We start from the raw sequence: 16,638 nt of genomic DNA, 5'->3' as shown, positions 1-16,638 counted from the left end.
GCGGGGAGCAAAACCATAGGGAAACGGAAAGATCAAACCCCGCCCGGATCCCTTTCAATCTCTTCGAGCGTCGCATCCAGCCATTCCACCAGCCGGGCCTCCAGCGCCTGGGTCAGCTCGCTTGCCAACTGGGCCGTCAAAGGCGCCAGGCGCGCTTGCAGCGTGGCTTCGGTGTGTGCCTCAACCACCTGCGGCCATTCGGTGCGAAAGCGCATCATCACGCGCGTCAGCAGCTCGGTGCGCATGGCGCGCATGTCGTCGTCGCCGGCCAGGTAAGGCTCCACCTCGGACAGCCCCGGCGGTTCGGATTCCGGCAGATCCAGGATTGGCTCCGGACCGGTATCGCCCACGTTGGTCACCAGCCCCGAGTCGGGCATGCCGGCCGTGTCGATGACCGGCGCTTCCGGGCGCGGCGCCTCGGCAGGCGGCGTGAAGACCTCGTCTGGCAGGTCCACCACTTCGGTCAGCAGCGGCACGCTGTCGTGGGGGCCCAGCCGCGGAATGACCCGCGAAGTGGTGCGTTCGCTCATGCCGATTCTCCTTTGGCCTGCCCGATGTCGTGATGCGAAAGCGGATAGCCGCGTTCGCGGTAGAAGCGATACCGTTCGCGCCCCGCCTCCAGCGCCTCGGCCGAGGCGCCGATCACCTCGATCATGCGCTCGAAACTGGCGAACTGCGCCGGCGCCTCGGGCGTCAGGTTGACCAGCAGCTGGTGGTGCGGCACGCGTTCCAGCGAGGCGGCCAGGATGATCGGCGTCACCGCCGCATTGGGGTTGTCGAGCCCGCAATGCGGCAGGAAGTCGAGCGGCGAGAATGACCACAGCCGCGCATCGAGCTGCGACAACTGCTGCGGCGCGCCATACACCACCACCTTCTGCCCTGCCCCGTAGGCCTTGCGGACCAGGCGGCAGACGTAGGCCAGGGTGTCCGGCACGTTGCTGTGAAAATCGATGCGCGTCATTCCGGGCTGCCTTGCTTGCAACGGGCCTCGCGGCTTACGCCGCGCGGTCCATCAGGAACTGCGTCAGCAGCGGCACCGGACGGCCCGTGGCGCCCTTGGCCGCGCCGCTCTTCCAGGCCGTGCCGGCGATGTCCAGGTGGGCCCAGTCGTACTTCTCGGTGTAGCGCGCCAGGAAGCAGGCCGCCGTGACGCTGCCCGCCGGACGGCCGCCGATGTTGGCCATGTCGGCGAAGTTCGACTTGAGCTGGTCCTGGTAATCCTCGTCCAGCGGCATGCGCCAGGCGGTATCCATGGCCTTGCGGCCGGCGTCGAGCAACTGGTCCGCCAGCACGTCGCTGCGCGCGTAGAGGCCCGAGTTCACGTGGCCCAGCGCGATGATGCAGGCGCCGGTCAGCGTCGCCACGTCCACCACGGCGGCCGGCTTGAAGCGCTCCACGTAAGTCAGCGCGTCGCACAGGATCAGGCGGCCCTCGGCGTCGGTATTCAGGATCTCGATGGTCTGGCCGGACATGCTGACCACCACGTCGCCCGGCTTGGTGGCGTTGCCGGCCGGCATGTTCTCGCAGGTGGGCACCACGGCCACCACGTTGAGCTTCAGGCCCATTTCGGCCACTGCCTGGATGGTGCCGAGCACCGAGGCGGCGCCGCACATGTCGTACTTCATCTCGTCCATGCCCTCGCCCGGCTTCAGCGAGATGCCGCCCGTATCGAAGGTGATGCCCTTGCCCACCAGCACCACGGGCGCGGCCTTGGCGGCGGCGCCGTCGTAGCGCAGCACGATGAACTGCGGCGGCTCGACGCTGCCCTGGGTCACGGCCAGGAAGGCGCCCATGTTCAGCGCCTCGATCTGCTTGCGGCCCAGGATCTCCACCTTGAGCTTGTGGCGCTTGGCAATGCCGCGCGCGGCGTTGGCCAGGTAGGTCGGGGTGCAGATGTTCGACGGCAGGTTGCCCAGGTCGCGCGACAGTTCCATGCCGTTGGCGATGGCGATGCCGCGCACCACGCCTTGCGTGGCGGCCTTGGCGTCGCTCGATTCCACGGCCAGCACGATCTTGCGCAGCGCGGGCTTCTCGGCCGCCGGGCCGCGCGGGGCGCGCTTGAGCTCGGGATGGCGTTCCAGCAGGCGGTAGCCGGCGTCGCGCACGAGGGTGATCGTGGTGATCACGGCCCAGGCCATGTCGCGCTGGGCCGGCGGCTGGGTCAGGCACCACAGGGCCGAGGCGGCACGCGTGCCGCCCAGGGCACGCATGGCCGTGCGCACCGATTCGGCAAAGGCGCGGTCGCCGAACTCGGCTTCCTTGCCCAGGCCCACCAGCAGCACGCGGGCGGCGCCGATGCCGGCCACCTCGTGCAGCATCAGGTGGGTGCCGCGCTTGCCTTCGAAGTCGCCCAGCTTGACCAGGCGGGCCACCAGCCCCTTGGTGGCGACATCCAGCGCCTTGGCCACGCCGGCCAGGTTCTGCCCCTCGAACAGACCCACCACGAGGCAGTCGGACTTCGTGGCCAGGAAACCATTTTGGCCGGCTTTGCTCAGATCCAGGGCTTTTGTGCTAAATTCCATCGCGCTTCCTTCCAGGGGCTCGTCGAAAAGAAAGCCCCCATTATCCGCGATTTTCATCCGCGATCTGCCGCCGCCGATCCTGCAAGCTGACAGCACGCGGTCCTGCCAGTCCCTCGGCCCCCGGTACATCGCCCGTTCCGGCCGGAAGCCGGAAGCGATTCCGCATGATCTTTCAACAAGCCCTGCGACGCGAACTCGCCTACACCGCCGGTGCGGTGTTCCTGGTGATGCTGACGTTCATGCTCACGTCGCTCGTGATCCGCATCCTGGGCATGGCCGCCAACGGCAAGGCCAGCCCCAACGACGTGCTGATGCTGATCGGCCTGGCCACCATTGGCTACTTGTCGATCCTGCTGTCGGCCACGCTGTTCATTTCCACGCTGATCGTCCTGACCCGCTGGTACAAGGATTCGGAGATGGTGGTGTGGTTCTCGGCCGGCATCTCGCTGCGCGACCTCGTCAAGCCGGTACTCCAGTTCGCCACGCCGTTCTTCGTCATGGCGCTGCTGCTGGGCATGTTCGCCTGGCCGTGGGCCAACCAGCAGAGCGCGGCGTTCCGCGACCGCTTCCAGCAGCGCGGCGTACTGTCGATGATCGCCTCGGGGCGCTTCATCGAGCCGGCCAACGGCAACTACGTGCTGTTCATCGAAGGCATCGACGCCGACATGAAGCACGCCCGCAACGTGTTCGTGGCCAATGCCGAGGCCGGCAAGATCGGCGTGGCGCTGTCGCACCAGGGCCAGTTCGAGACCCAGCCCAACGGCGACCGGCTCGTGATCATGGAAAACGGCCGCCGCTACGCCGGGGTGCCGGGCCAGCTCGACTATCGGATTCTCGAATTCGATAAGTACGCCGTCAAAGTGGATAACTCTCCACCTGAAGCCGAAGCCAACCTGCCTGCCAAGAGCCGCGACACGATCGAACTGCTGCGCAATCCCACGCGCGACAATCTGGCCGAATTGCTATGGCGGGTGTCGCTGCCAATCCTGGCCTTCAATTTCGTGATGATCGCGATCCCGCTGGCGTATGTGAATCCGCGCCTGGGCCGCTACACGCCGCTGGTCTTTGCCGTGCTGATCTACCTGACCTATAGCAACACCATCAATCTGGCGCAGGCGTGGGTGCGTTCGGGCTCGATCTCGTTCTGGACGGCCCTGGTACCGCTGCACGTCTTCGTGTTCCTGTGCGCGCTGATGCTGTTCCGCTACCGCCAGAACCGCAGCCTGGGCGGCTGGCGCGCCGTGTTCGGCCTCAAGCGCAAGGGCGGCAACGGGGGCCAGGCATGAGGATACTGGCCGTCTACGAGCGCTATTTCGCGCGGCTGATCTATGGCGTGTTCGCGTTCATCTTGTTCGCGGTGCTGGCGCTGTTCGTATTCTTCGACATGCTCAACGAGCTGGAGAGCGTGCAGGGTGGCTACACGTCGCTGATCGCCTTTATCCATGTGATGCTACAGGCACCCACACGGATCTACGAGGTGCTGCCGATCGCGCTGCTGATCAGTGCGATCTACGTGTTCTCGCAACTGGCCAGCCAGTCCGAGTACACGATCTTCCGCGTGGCGGGCCTCAACACCCGGCAGGCGCTGTTCTCGCTGTTCAAGCTGGCCATCCCGCTGGTGATCGTCACGTTCCTGTTCGGGGAGTTCATCAGCCCGGCCGGCGAGCAGTACGCCCAGAAGATCAAGCTGGAGGCGGTGGGGGCCACGGTGTCGTCGGGCTTCCGTTCGGGCGTCTGGGTCAAGGACCGCGACCGCGACAACACACCCGGCGGCGCCGGCGAGATCACGCGCTTCATCAACGTTCAGGGCCTGAAGCCGGACCAGTCGATCAACGGCATCACGATCTACGAATTCGACAAGGACTACCGCCTGCGCGTGATCCGCGTGGCCAAGGAAGGCCGCTACCAGGGCGGCCAGGCGTGGCAGCTCAATGACGTGAACGAGACCCGTTTCATCGAGCTGCGCGACGGCCAGGCAACGAAGCAGCCCGACGCGCTGGCGCCAGACTTCCGCGCCGAGCAGGCGCTGTTCCCGAACATGGTGATGCACTCGGAACTGACGCCGCAGATCCTGTCGGTGCTGCTGGTGACGCCGGAGCGCATGTCCACGCTCGACCTGTTCCGCTATATCCGCCATCTGCGCGACAACAAGCAGGACACGCAGCGCTACGAGATCGCGTTCTGGAAGAAGGTGGTCTATCCGCTGACGCTGTTCGTGATGGTGGCGCTGGCGCTGCCGTTCGCCTACCTGCACGCCCGCGCCGGTGCGGTGGGTGTGAAGGTGTTTGGCGGCATCATGCTGGGCCTGTCGTTCCACCTGTCGAACACGCTGTTCTCGCACGTGGGCCTGCTGCACACGTGGCCGCCGATCGTCTCGGCGCTGGTCCCCGGCACGCTGTACCTGACGCTGGCGCTGGTGGCGCTGCGCTGGGTGGATCGTCACTGATGGGCGCCGCCCGGGCCATCGTCCTGTTCGGCCACGGCGCGCGCGATGCACGCTGGCGTGAGCCGTTCGACCGGCTCCAGGCGCGGCTGGTGGCGCTGCAGCCTGATGTGGCGGTGCGGGTGGCGTTCCTGGAACTGATGGCGCCGTCGCTGGCCGAGGCGGTGGATGAGCTGGCGAGCGCCGGGGCGCAGCGGATCACCGTGGTGCCGGTGTTCTTCGGCGTCGGCGGCCATCTGCGGCGCGATTTTCCGGTACTGGTGGAGGATTGCCGGGCGAAGCATCCGGGCGTCGAGATTCAGGCGACTGGCGCGGTCGGCGAGGTGGATAGCGTGCTGGATGCGATTGCGGGGTTTTGTGTGGGGGCGATGAGCCGTCACGCTTGAACTGCTGCGGTCTGCTCCCCTCTCCCACCTTGCGGGAGAGGGGAGCAAACCATCAAGCCGCCCGTTCCGACTCCACCAATTCCGTCGCCCTTGTCCCCAGCGCTTCCCCGATCATCAGCAGGCTCGGTTGCACCGGGTCCATCCAACGCGCCGCCTCGCCTGCGGCCATCTGGCTCAATGTGAACTGGTGGCTGCGTTGCTTCGCTGTCGTGGCGGCTTCCACCACCCACGCGGGCGTCGAGGCCGGTTTGCCGCGTGCGATCAGTTGCGCGGCGATATTGGCGGCCTGGTCGCGGCCCATGTAATAGACGATCGTGTCCGCCTTCACGTCGGCTTCCACGTCGATGGCGTCGGCGGCCTTGGCCTGCGTGGCAAACGCCACGCTGCGCGACACGCCGCGCTTGGTCAGCGGGCGGCCGATGGCGCTGGCGGCGGCGAGCGCCGCCGTGATGCCCGGCACCACCTCGTACTCGATACCGGCCGCTTCCAGCGCCTGCAGTTCTTCGTCGGCGCGGCCGAACAGCATCGGATCGCCGCCCTTCAGGCGCACCACCCGTTCGTGCTTGGTCGCCAGATCCACGATCTGGCGGTTGATGAACAGTTGCGCCGTGGAGCGCTGGCCGCAGCGCTTGCCCACCTCGATCAGCTCGGCCTGGGGGCACCAGGCGAGCATCTCGGGCGACACCAGCGCGTCGTGCAGCACGACCTGGGCTTCGCCCAGCAACCGTGCACCGCGCACCGTAATGAGGTCCGCCGCACCGGGGCCTGCACCAATCAGGTACACCTTGCCCGCCGACCTGCCCTGCTGCCTGTCCATGTCCATCACCATCACGCTCGCTGTCCGTTCCGGACGATATCAGGCATACGCACGGATCATGCCCGCCGCCACCGTGTGGTTGGTGGCTTCGTCGATCAGCACGAACGCGCCCGTCGCGGGGTTATCGCCGTAGGTGTCGCAGACGATCGGCTTCTGCAGCGAGATCTGCACCGAGCCGATATCGTTCAGGCGGATCTCGTGGCGGCCGGTCTCCTGCGACAGCGTGTGCACGTCGAGCACGCGATCCACGGCCGCCACCTTGGCGAACACGCTGGCCGTGGTGTGCTTGAGCACGTACTTGCGCGCCGGGTTCAGCGATTCGTCGTCGAACCAGCACAGGTCAGCCGTCAGCTTCTTCGCCGACGCCGCCGTGGCGTCTGCCGCCACGAACATGTCACCGCGTGACACATCCACGTCTTCCGACAACCGCACCGTGACCGTATCGCCCGCGTTGGCCGACTCGGCCGAGCCGTTCGGCGTGAGCACCTCGGCCACCACGGCTTCGCGGTTGGCCGGCAGCACGCGCAGCTTCTGGCCCACGCGCACCGTGCCCGCTTCCAGGCGGCCGGCATAGCCACGGAAATCGTCGGCCGCAGCGCCGTCCTGGCGCACCACGAGCTGCACCGGGAAGCGCAGCGCGGCATCGCCCTCGGGGGCCAGGTCTTCGACCGGCAGCGCTTCGAGCACCGGCAGCAAAGACTCACCCTGGTACCACGGCATGGCGTCGCTGGCATGCACGATATTGTCGCCACGCAGCGCCGACACCGGCACGTACAGCACGTCCTTGAGGCCCAGCTGCGCGGCCAGTTCTGCGTAGGCGGTGCGGATCTCGTTGAAACGCTGCTCGCTGTAGTCGACCAGGTCCATCTTGTTCACGGCGACGATCACGTGCTGGATCTCCAGCAGCTTCAGGATCGCCGAGTGGCGCTTGGTCTGGGCCAGCAGTTCGGCACGGCCGTTGGTGACCGTGACGCGCGTGGCGTCCACCAGCACGATGGCCGCGTGGGCCGTGGAGGCGCCCGTGACCATGTTGCGCGTGTACTGCTCGTGGCCCGGCGTGTCGGCAATGATGAACTTGCGGCTCGCCGTGGAGAAATAGCGATACGCCACGTCGATCGTGATGCCCTGCTCGCGCTCGGCCTCCAGGCCGTCGGTCAGCAGCGAGAAGTCGATCTGCTCGCCGGCGGTGCGCTTGTTCTTGGCGTTGGCCAGCGCGGTCAGTTGGTCGGACAGCACGGCCTTGCTGTCGAACAGCAGGCGGCCGATCAGCGTGCTCTTGCCGTCATCGACGGACCCGGCGGTGATGAAACGCAGCAGGCCCTGGTGTGCGGATTGGTGTGTCATGTTCGGTTTCCTTGGCTGCGGCGGCTCAGAAATAGCCTTCCTTCTTGCGGCGTTCCATCGACGCCTCGGACGTCTGGTCGTCCATGCGCGTGGCACCGCGCTCGGTAATCTCGGTCACGGCCGTCTCGGCGATGATTTCCACCGGCGACGCGGCAACGCTGGCCACCGGGCAGGTGCAGCTGATGTCACCCACGGTACGGAAGCGGACCGACATCACTTCGCTGACATCGCCGTCCTGCTTCGGCGTGATCGGCGTGACCGGCACCAGCAGGCCGTTCTTGCGCACCACTTCGCGCTGGTGGGCGTAGTAGATCGGCGGCAGGGCCAGGTTCTCGCGGGCGATGTACTGCCACACGTCGAGCTCGGTCCAGTTCGAGATCGGGAACACGCGCATCTGCTCGCCGGGGGCCATGCGGGCGTTATAGAGGCTCCACAGTTCCGGGCGCTGGGCCTTCGGGTCCCACTGGCCGAACTCGTCGCGGAACGAGAAGATGCGCTCCTTGGCGCGGGCCTTCTCTTCGTCGCGGCGGGCACCGCCCATCAGCGCGTCGTACTTGTGCGCCTCGATGGTCTCCAGCAGCGTCACGGCCTGCGCGGCGTTGCGCGAATCGGTTTCCTTGCGCAGGCGCACCGTGCCGCGCTTGATCGAATCCTCCACGTGGCCCACCACCAGGCGCGCGCCCAGTTCGGCCACGCGCTGGTCGCGGAAGGCGATCACCTCGGGGTAGTTGTGGCCGGTGTCGATATGGACCAGCGGGAACGGCAGCTCAACCTTGCGCTCGCCCAGGCGGAACGCCTTCAGCGCCAGGTGCAGCATGACGATCGAGTCCTTGCCGCCCGAGAACAGCAGCGCCGGGTTGCGGCACTCGGCCACCACCTCGCGGATGATGTAGATCGATTCGGCTTCGAGCCGGTCGAGGTGGTCGTTCTGGACCTGCAGCAGGTGTTCCACGTTGGCGGCCACGCCTGCGTCTGCGATGTCGTTCATGATGCCCATGTCGTTATCGGCCTCTGGTATTTCGTTCAATGCTTGATGTTCTGCTCGTGGAGCCCGCACTCTTTCGAATCCTTGCTCTCCCACCACCATCTGCCGGCTCGCACGTCCTCACCGGCTTTGACTGCCCGCGTGCACGGCTCGCAGCCGATGCTCGGGTAGCCCTTGGCGTGCAGCGCATTGACCGGCACGTTGTGGCGCGTCAGGTAGGCCCACACCTCGGGCTCGGTCCAGTCCGCCAGCGGATTGAACTTGGGGATGCCGCGCGCCTCGTCCAGCTCTTCGAACGGCAGCTCGGCGCGCGTCACGGCCTGCTCGCGGCGCTGGCCGGTCATCCAGGCGTCGGCGTGCGAGAGCGCGCGGTTCAGCGGCTCCACCTTGCGGATGCCGCAGCAGCTCTTGCGCAGGTCCACGCTGTCGTACATCGCGTTCAGGCCGTGGTTGTGGAGGTAGTTCTCCACCGCCTCGGCGTCCGGCGTGAATTGCTCGACGGTGTAGCCGTAGTGGGCCTGCACGTCGTCCAGCACGGCCAGCGTCTCGGCGTGCAGGCGGCCCGTGTTCAGCGTGAAAACGCGGATGCCGGCCCGTACGGCGTCGCCGCCGCGCAGGATCGCGTCGGTCAGCACCATGTCTTCGGCCGCCAGGCTGGTGGCAAAGCGCGCCCGGTAGAACCGCGCGGCGATGCCCGCCAGCCGTTCGGCCAGCGCGCGCTCCTTGGCTTCGAGCGCCTCGATCGAGCCCGTATAGAGCGGCATCGTCCACAGCGCTGGGGGGCGCAGTGGCGACACCTGGGGCACAGCCTCGGCCTCGATGACAGGGATCTCGGAAATCGTGCTCATGCGGAACCTTGCGCGGTCACATCGGCGCGGGCACGGCGGAACAGCGGCAGCGGCTCGTCCACGGATGCCTGGTACGCCACCGTGAACTCGGTGAAGCCCTTGATCGCGTCGTCGATGTTGCGGTCTGCCCGCACGGCGAACGCGTCGAAACCGCAGCGTTTCATGAAGTTCAGCTGGTCGCGCAGCACGTCGCCGATGGCGCGCAGCTGGCCGGCCCAGTGGTAGCGCGTGCGCAGCAGGTAGGCCGACGAGAAGCCGCGGCCATCGCGGAACACCGGGAAGTCCACCGCCACCAGCGAGACGCGGCCGAAGAACGCCTCGGCATCGCCCGGTTCGTCTTCCGGGGCCAGCCAGACGCCGGTGATGGCGGCCTCGCGGCCGGCCAGCAGGGCCTCGTTGGCCTTCCAGACGGCCAGCGGGAACAGCACGGCATTGCCGCCCTGCGCCGCGGCGGCGATGCGGGCCTCGTCCAGCGGATGCTCTTCGGTGCCGCGCAGCACGGTCCAATGGTCTTCCACGATGACCGGACGGAATTGGCCCGCGTCGTCGCGTTGCAGTTGAATGATCTTTGCCATGTTCAGTCTCTCCCGTTCGTCAGGCCGTGGCGCGCTCTTCGCGCTGCTTGTCGGCGTACACGCGCTCCTTGAACGGCGCAATGCCGATGCGGGCGAACGTGTCGATGAAGCGCTCGTCGCCGGCGCGGTGCGCCACGAACGTGTCGATGATGCGCGCCACCACTTCGGGCATTTCCTCGGCGCTGAACGAAGGTCCGATCACCTTGCCGATGGCCGAGTCATTGCCCTGGGCGCCGCCCAGCGTGACCTGGTACCACTCGGAACCGTCCTTGTCGACGCCCAGCACGCCGATGTTGCCGACGTGGTGGTGGCCGCAGGCGTTGATGCAGCCCGAGATGTTCAGCGAAACCTCGCCCAGGTCGTAGACGTAGTCGAGGTCGTCGAAGCGCTCCTGGATCGCCAGCGCGATCGGAATCGACTTGGCGTTGGCCAGCGAGCAGAAATCGCCGCCCGGGCAGGCGATGATGTCGGTCAGCAGGCCGATGTTGGCCGTGGCCAGGCCAGCCAGCTTCGCTTCTTCCCACAGCGCGAACAAGTCTTTCTTGCGCACGTCCGGCAGCACCAGGTTCTGCTCGTGCGCCACGCGCAGCTCGCCAAACCCGTAGCGGTCGGCCAGGTCGGCCACGGTATCCATCTGGGCATCGGTGGCGTCGCCCGGAGGCGAGACCGGACCCGGCTTGGTCGACAGCGTGACCGAGGCGTAGCCCGGCACCTTGTGGGCGCGCACGTTGCGGCTTACCCAGCGCGCGAACGCCTTGCTCTCCAGCAGGTGCTTTTCGTACGAGGCATCGGTGTCGGCCAGCTTTTCATAGGCGGGCGGCTGGAAGTACTGCGCCACGCGGTCGAACTCGGCCTGCGTCAGCGTGCCGGGGCCGTCCTTGCTGAACTGCCACTCTTCCTCGACCTCGGCGGCGAACTTCTCGGCGCCGATGGCCTTCACCAGGATCTTGATGCGGGCCTTGTACTTGTTGTCGCGGCGGCCATAGCGGTTGTACACGCGGATCGCGGATTCCACGTAGGTCAGCATGTGCTGCCACGGCAGGTCTTCCTTGATGATCGTGCCCAGGATCGGCGTGCGGCCCAGGCCGCCGCCGGCCAGGATGCGCAGGCGCGTCTCGCCCTGCTCGTTCTGGTAGGCGTAGATGCCGATGTCATGCATCTGCACCACGGCGCGGTCGTCCTTGGTGGCCGAGATCGCAATCTTGAACTTGCGCGGCAGGAAGGCGAACTCGGGCTGGAACGTGCTCCACTGGCGCAGCAGTTCGGCCAGCACGCGCGGGTCCACCGACTCGTCCGGGGTCACGCCGGCGAACTGGTCGGTCGTGATGTTGCGCACGCAGTTGCCCGAGGTCTGGATGCCGTGCATTTCCACGCTGGCCAGGTCAGCCAGCACGTCGGGCACGCGTTCCAGTTCCATCCAGTTGTACTGGATGTTCTGGCGCGTGGAGAAATGGCCATAGCCGCGGTCGTACTCGCGGGCGATATGGGCCAGCATGCGCAGTTGCTTCGACGCCAGCAGGCCGTACGGAATGGCCACGCGCAGCATGTAGGCATGGCGCTGCATGTACAGGCCATTCTGCAGGCGCAGCGGCAGGAATTCCTCTTCAGGCAGCTCACCCGCCACGCGGCGGCGAACCTGGTCGCGGAACTGGGCGACACGTTCCTGGACAATGCGCTGGTCGTATTGATCGTACTGATACATGGTGTGGGTCCGTTCAGTATTCGTTGAATGCTTAGGAAACGAGCTTGATGGCGACCAGCGTCAGCGTGGTCGCCAGTGCGGCGCGCACGAGCCGCTCGGGCAGCTTGCGCGAGAGTTGCGCGCCGAGCCAGATGCCGGGGATCGAGCCCACCAGCAGCGCCAGCAACAAATTCCAGTCCACGGTGCCAAGCCACACGTGGCCCAGCCCGGCCACGGCCGTGAGCGGCACGGCGTAAGCGATATCGGTGCCCGCCACTTCGGCCGGCTTCATATGGGGGTACAGCAGCAGGATCAGCGTCGCGCCCACGGCGCCGGCACCGATCGACGACACCGTGACCAGCACGCCGATCACGGCGCCCACGGCCACGGTTGCCACCACCTGCCGGCGGCCTTCGAGCTGGTAGCGCGGGTTGCGTTCGAGCCAGGCCAGCATCTGCTTGCGGAACAGCAGCGACGCCACGGTCAGCAGCACCGAGACGCCAATCGTCAGCCGGATCGCATGCAGCCACTGGGCGTTCAGCTCACCCGCGCTCTTGAGCACCAGGATGGCGATGACGGCGGTGGGCAGGCTGCCGAGGCAGAGGCGCCGCACCACCGCCCACTGCACATGGCCGTGCGCGCGGTGGGCAATCGTGCCGAAACCCTTGGTGATGGCCGCGAAAGCCAGGTCGGTGCCCACGGCGGTGGCCGGCGAAAAGCCGAACAGCAGCGTCAGCAGCGGCGTCATGAGCGAGCCCCCGCCTACCCCGGTCAGGCCGACCAGGATACCTACCAGCAGACCGGAGACGGTGAAGGCAAGGGACATCGGGGCGTTATTCTCGACTTGGGCCCGCCGGCGGCGCCCGCTGCACCTGGATCAGGCAGACGGCGGACGCAATTCGGGCAGGCGGGCGTTTAACAAAGTTCGAGAATCGTAATAAACTCGCCTCATATCTCAAACTAATAAGAAGTTGTTTGTTTATACGAGCGAAGTTATATGAATCTCCACCAGTTTCGCTTCGTGCGCGAGGCCGTCCGGCAGAACTACAACCTGACCGAAGCCGCTAAAGCGCTCTATACATCACAACCCGGCGTGTCCAAGGCGATCATCGAGCTGGAAGAAGAGCTGGGTGTCGATATCTTCACTCGCCACGGCAAGCGCATTCGCAGCCTGACGGAGCCCGGCCGGCGCATTCTGGTATCGGTCGAGAAGATCCTGCAGGAGGTTGAGAGCCTGAAGCGCGTCGGCAAGGACTACGCCGCGCAGGATCAGGGCAACTTCACGATCGCCACGACCCACACGCAGGCCCGCTACGCCCTGCCCAGGGTGATCGCCGAGTTCACCAAGCGCTATCCGAAGGTGCGGCTGTCGATCCAGCAGGGCACGCCGACGCAGATCGCCGACATGATCCTGCACGACCAGGCCGACATCGGCATTGCCACCGAGGGTATTTCGCGCGACAAGGCGCTGGTGTCCCTGCCCGGCTACCAATGGCAACATGTGGCGATTACGCCAGCCGACCATCCGCTGCTGGAGAAGAAACACCTGACGCTGGACGATCTGGCTGCTTACCCGCTGATCACCTATGACGTGAACTTTGCCGGGCGGCCCAAGATCGACAAGGCATTCGAACTGCGCCAGCTTGAGCCGGACATCATCCTCGAAGCGATCGACGCCGACGTGATCAAGACCTATGTCGAGATCGGGCTCGGCATCGGCATCGTCGCGGGGCTGGCCTTCGACCCCGAACGTGACCGCAACCTGCGCGCGATCCCGGTGGGCCACCTGTTCGGCACCAATGTCACCCATCTGGCGGTCAAGCAGGGCGCCTACCTGCGCAGCTTCGTCTACACCTTCATCGAACTGTTCTCGCCCACGCTGAACCGCAAGCTCGTCGAACAAGCCATGTCCGGCGACCACGAAGCGTACGAGTTGTAAGCCACACCACACATATATATATATAGATGTCACCTGCCCAACCCCTCCCGACGATCCACTGGACCGAAGACGGCGCCGACCACAGCGCCGTCTGGCGCTCCGAGGCCGGCGTGCCGCCGCCCCGGCGCGTGGTGATTGCCGATGACCAGACGCCGGCCGACACCGCCTACCGGCTTGCCAGCGAAGGCACCGCCCTGCTCTGGCGCGGCGATTTCCAGAATGCCCGGCAACTGCTGCAGGCCATGGCGCGACGCGTGGACAAGAAGCCACAACGCAAGGCGCGCGGCGCGGACAAGGCCCCGGCCAGCCTGACCGAGGCGTTCCACAAGCACCGGCTGGCCCAGTCGCAGCGCGCGCGCACGCTCGGCATGCTGCTGCTGCCGTTCGAGGCTGGCCACGTGGTGCCGCTGCGGCGCGCACCGGACGTGAGCGAGGCCTGCGAACAGGTCTACGGCACGGCCGACGCGCCCTATGTGGCGTCGATGCGCGAGCTGCTCGGCCTGATCGGCGCCTACGAGTGGCGCAAGAAGGGCGTCGAGATCCCGATGCTCGGCGAGCGCATCCACGCGTGGTACGGCGTGTTCTCGCCGGTGCGCGGCGAGTATCTGGAACTGGTCGCCAAGGCGCCGCTGCCGTCCGACACGCTGGCCTTCGACATCGGCACCGGCACCGGCGTGCTGGCCGCCCTGCTGGCCCAGCGCGGCGTGCGCCGCGTGGTGGGCACCGACCAGGACGTGCGCGCACTGGGCTGCGCGCGTGAGAACATCGAGCGGCTGGGCCTGGACGGCGACGTGGAGATCGTGGACGCCAACCTGTTCCCCAAAGGCCGCGCGCCGCTGATCGTCTGCAACCCGCCCTGGGTGCCGGGCCGGCCCAGTTCGCCGATCGAGCACGCGGTGTTCGACCCCGACAGCCGCATGCTGCGCGGCTTCCTGAGCGGGCTGGCGGCGCATCTGGAGCCGGGCGGCGAAGGCTGGCTGATCCTGTCGGACTTTGCCGAGCACCTGGGCCTGCGTTCGCGCGACGAACTGCTGGGCTGGATCGAGGCGGCGGGCCTGAAGGTGCTGGGCCGCCTGGACATCCGCCCGCGCCATCCCAAGGCGGCCGACGCCGACGATCCGCTGCACGCCGCGCGCAAGGCCGAAGTCACGTCGCTGTGGCGACTCGCCGCGAAGTAGCGTTTTTCCGATCCATTGAGAGAATTCCGATGACCACCGTTGCATTTATCGGCCTGGGCGCGATGGGCGCCCCGATGGTCGGCCACCTGATCCGCGCCGGCCACACGGTGCGCGCCTACGTACGCCGCCCCGAGGCAGCCGACGCCGCGCGCCAACTCGGCGCCGAACCGTTCTTCACACCCGCCGAGGCCGCACGCGGCGCCGCCGTGGTGTTCACCAACGTGACCTCGTCCGACGATGTGCGCGAGGTGCTGCTGGGCCGGGACGGCGTGGTGGAAGGCGCCGCGCCGGGCACCATCTGCATCGACCACAGCACGATCTCGCCAATCGTCACGCGCGAGATCGCCCAGGCGCTGGCGGCAAAGGGCATCGAGGCGCTCGACTGCCCGGTCTCGGGCGGCACCGTGGGCGCGCAGGCCGCCACGCTGACCATCATGGTCGGCGGTAAATCGGAAAATCTTGAAAAAGTGCGGCCGCTGCTGGAGTGTCTCGGCAAGACCATCACGCACATCGGCGAGAACGGCGCCGGTCAGGTGGCCAAGCTCTGCAACCAGATTGCGCAGGTGGTGAACATCGAAGGTATTGCCGAGGCGATGCGCTTTGCCGGCGCGCAGGGCGTGGACACCGGCAAGGTCTTCCAGGCCATGTCCACCGGCCTGGCCGGCAGCCGCATGCTCGACATGATGGGCCCGAAAATGGTCGCCCGCGACTTCGCGGCCGGCATCGAGTCACGGCTGCATGCCAAGGACTTCGGGCTGGCAGCGGATCTGGCCGGAGAGCTGGGTATCGACCTGCCGGCGATGCGCGCGACTTCGGCGCAACTGGTCGAGTTGATGCGGCAGGACTGGGGACGAGACGATACGTCGTCGTTGTTGAAGGTGCTGGAGTTGAAAGGGTAGTTATCCGCGCCCTTCCCGCTGTGTCTTTCTCCTCTCTCCCGCGAGCGGGAGAGGGGAACAAACCATCCGGGGGAGTCGAGGATTCACACCCCCGCAATCATCCCCAACAGCGCGCGTGACAGCGCGCTGTCGTCCCGCATCAGATCATCCATGACATTGAAATGGTGCCGGCCCGGCAGCGCGATGTCCTCGCGCACGTTGTCGGGCCAGGCGGCGCGGATCAGCGCGTTGTGGCGGTGGTATTCGGACGATTCCAGTTCACCCACGGCCGTGATCAGCGGCGCGCGCGTGGCCGGTGGCATGTAGGCCGGCGACAGGCGCGCCACATCGGCCTCGGTCAGTTGCAGGTCGGACTGCAGGAAGCCGGTACGGCGCAGCGGTTCGAGGTCATACAGCCCGCTGATCGACAGGCCGCCCTTGATGACGTCCGCCGGCAGATCGGGATCGAGTTTCGGCCATTGCGCCGCCAGCAGCATCGCCACCAGATGGCCGCCTACCGAGTGGCCGGCTACGAAGATGCGCCGGCGGTCGTGCCCCAGCCGCTCGGACTCCCGGTAGAGCCAGGCCACCGACTGCAACACCTGACGCACGATCGTCTCCACGCTGACGGCGGGACACAGCGCGTAGTTGATGACGGCCACCGAGACCCCGCGCCGCGTCGGCACGCTGGCCACGAAGCTGTGGTCGCGCTTGTCGAGCGCCCGGAAGTAGCCGCCGTGCACGAATACCAGCAGCGGCGGCGGGGTGTCATCGTCAATGGAACTGGCCGGGAAATAGTCGAGCGTCTCGCTGGCGGCTTCCCCATACGCCAGGTTCTCGAAATAGGTGACCGCCCCGGCGCGCACCAGCGCCGAATCCGCGGCCCAGCGCGCCATGTGCACGGCGTTGTCCGGCACGTTGGCGCGATTGTCGTAGGCCTGGGCGTAAAACGCAGGCTCCTGCGATGGCAGGGCGGCCAGCGACGCAAGGCTGGCGGCGGCAGACAGGTCGAGGGTCGGCTCGGCGGACATGGCTCTCGGCT

17 protein-coding genes are annotated in these 16,638 nt (G+C 66.8%); 6 read left to right on the top strand and 11 right to left on the bottom strand.

Annotated elements, in window-relative coordinates; translation table 11 throughout:
* Window positions 1-32 precede the first annotated feature (32 nt).
* The 3 genes from EV147_RS01315 to EV147_RS01305 are packed head-to-tail and all read right to left on the bottom strand — an operon-like array spanning window position 33 to window position 2,522.
* Window positions 33-530: a DUF2486 family protein gene (locus EV147_RS01315; protein WP_130389332.1), complete on the bottom strand. Its 498-nt coding sequence runs from the start codon at window positions 528-530 to the stop codon at window positions 33-35.
* Window positions 527-961: a DNA polymerase III subunit chi gene (locus EV147_RS01310; RefSeq protein ID WP_130389331.1), complete on the bottom strand. Its 435-nt coding sequence runs from the start codon at window positions 959-961 to the stop codon at window positions 527-529. The genes EV147_RS01315 and EV147_RS01310 overlap by 4 nt, the downstream gene beginning before the upstream one ends.
* Window positions 962-995: 34 nt before the next feature.
* Complete coding sequence (locus EV147_RS01305; protein WP_130389330.1) at window positions 996-2,522, bottom strand: leucyl aminopeptidase; 1,527 nt, start codon at window positions 2,520-2,522, stop codon at window positions 996-998.
* 164 nt (window positions 2,523-2,686) lie between these two features.
* Between EV147_RS01305 and lptF the strand changes: the two genes are divergently transcribed.
* The 3 genes from lptF to EV147_RS01290 are packed head-to-tail and all read left to right on the top strand — an operon-like array spanning window position 2,687 to window position 5,351.
* Window positions 2,687-3,808, top strand: a complete 1,122-nt coding sequence (gene lptF, locus EV147_RS01300; protein ID WP_130389329.1) for an LPS export ABC transporter permease LptF — start codon at window positions 2,687-2,689, stop codon at window positions 3,806-3,808.
* Window positions 3,805-4,968, top strand: a complete 1,164-nt coding sequence (gene lptG / locus EV147_RS01295; RefSeq protein ID WP_130389328.1) for an LPS export ABC transporter permease LptG — start codon at window positions 3,805-3,807, stop codon at window positions 4,966-4,968. Before lptF ends, lptG begins: the two co-directional genes overlap by 4 nt.
* A complete protein-coding gene (locus EV147_RS01290; RefSeq protein ID WP_130389327.1) occupies window positions 4,968-5,351 on the top strand; it encodes a sirohydrochlorin chelatase in 384 nt (127 codons plus the stop codon). The genes lptG and EV147_RS01290 overlap by 1 nt, the downstream gene beginning before the upstream one ends.
* A gap of 52 nt (window positions 5,352-5,403) precedes the next feature.
* Here EV147_RS01290 and cobA read toward each other — a convergent pair whose 3' ends face one another.
* Genes cobA through EV147_RS01255 form a run of 7 tightly spaced genes read right to left on the bottom strand, consistent with a single transcriptional unit; the run spans window position 5,404 to window position 12,427 of the window.
* Window positions 5,404-6,168, bottom strand: coding sequence for a uroporphyrinogen-III C-methyltransferase (cobA, locus tag EV147_RS01285; RefSeq protein ID WP_130389326.1), 765 nt, complete (start codon window positions 6,166-6,168; stop codon window positions 5,404-5,406).
* A gap of 39 nt (window positions 6,169-6,207) precedes the next feature.
* Window positions 6,208-7,512 carry a sulfate adenylyltransferase subunit 1 gene (locus tag EV147_RS01280; RefSeq protein ID WP_130389325.1) on the bottom strand — a complete coding sequence of 435 codons (1,305 nt, stop codon included), beginning with the start codon at window positions 7,510-7,512 and terminating at the stop codon, window positions 6,208-6,210.
* 25 nt (window positions 7,513-7,537) lie between these two features.
* The gene (gene cysD / locus EV147_RS01275; RefSeq protein ID WP_130391148.1) at window positions 7,538-8,509 is read right to left on the bottom strand and encodes a sulfate adenylyltransferase subunit CysD; all 972 of its coding nucleotides are present in this window, start codon (window positions 8,507-8,509) and stop codon (window positions 7,538-7,540) included.
* A gap of 26 nt (window positions 8,510-8,535) precedes the next feature.
* Entirely contained in the window at window positions 8,536-9,345 is an 810-nt protein-coding gene (locus EV147_RS01270; RefSeq protein WP_130389324.1) for a phosphoadenylyl-sulfate reductase, read from the bottom strand.
* Window positions 9,342-9,920, bottom strand: a complete 579-nt coding sequence (locus EV147_RS01265; protein WP_130389323.1) for a DUF934 domain-containing protein — start codon at window positions 9,918-9,920, stop codon at window positions 9,342-9,344. The genes EV147_RS01270 and EV147_RS01265 overlap by 4 nt, the downstream gene beginning before the upstream one ends.
* Before the next feature lie 19 nt (window positions 9,921-9,939).
* A complete protein-coding gene (locus EV147_RS01260) occupies window positions 9,940-11,622 on the bottom strand; it encodes a nitrite/sulfite reductase (protein WP_130389322.1) in 1,683 nt (560 codons plus the stop codon).
* Between the two features lie 31 nt (window positions 11,623-11,653).
* Window positions 11,654-12,427 carry a sulfite exporter TauE/SafE family protein gene (locus EV147_RS01255; protein ID WP_130389321.1) on the bottom strand — a complete coding sequence of 258 codons (774 nt, stop codon included), beginning with the start codon at window positions 12,425-12,427 and terminating at the stop codon, window positions 11,654-11,656.
* Between the two features lie 171 nt (window positions 12,428-12,598).
* Between EV147_RS01255 and EV147_RS01250 the strand changes: the two genes are divergently transcribed.
* Genes EV147_RS01250 through EV147_RS01240 form a run of 3 tightly spaced genes read left to right on the top strand, consistent with a single transcriptional unit; the run spans window position 12,599 to window position 15,617 of the window.
* Window positions 12,599-13,540, top strand: a complete 942-nt coding sequence (locus EV147_RS01250) for a CysB family HTH-type transcriptional regulator (protein ID WP_130389320.1) — start codon at window positions 12,599-12,601, stop codon at window positions 13,538-13,540.
* A 26-nt stretch (window positions 13,541-13,566) separates the two neighbouring features.
* The gene (locus tag EV147_RS01245; RefSeq protein ID WP_130389319.1) at window positions 13,567-14,718 is read left to right on the top strand and encodes a methyltransferase; all 1,152 of its coding nucleotides are present in this window, start codon (window positions 13,567-13,569) and stop codon (window positions 14,716-14,718) included.
* A 29-nt stretch (window positions 14,719-14,747) separates the two neighbouring features.
* Window positions 14,748-15,617, top strand: coding sequence for an NAD(P)-dependent oxidoreductase (locus EV147_RS01240; RefSeq protein ID WP_130389318.1), 870 nt, complete (start codon window positions 14,748-14,750; stop codon window positions 15,615-15,617).
* Window positions 15,618-15,700: 83 nt separating this feature from the next.
* On the opposite strand, the gene EV147_RS01235 is transcribed toward EV147_RS01240, so the two are convergent.
* Window positions 15,701-16,627, bottom strand: a complete 927-nt coding sequence (locus tag EV147_RS01235) for an alpha/beta hydrolase (protein ID WP_130389317.1) — start codon at window positions 16,625-16,627, stop codon at window positions 15,701-15,703.
* Window positions 16,628-16,638 lie beyond the last annotated feature (11 nt).

Origin of the sequence: Cupriavidus agavae (assembly GCF_004217045.1) — a bacterium.
Classification (GTDB): Bacteria; Pseudomonadota; Gammaproteobacteria; order Burkholderiales; family Burkholderiaceae; genus Cupriavidus; species Cupriavidus agavae.
The sequence above is the reverse complement of the archived record's forward strand: the minus strand, read 5'-3'. Positions and strand labels throughout refer to the sequence as shown.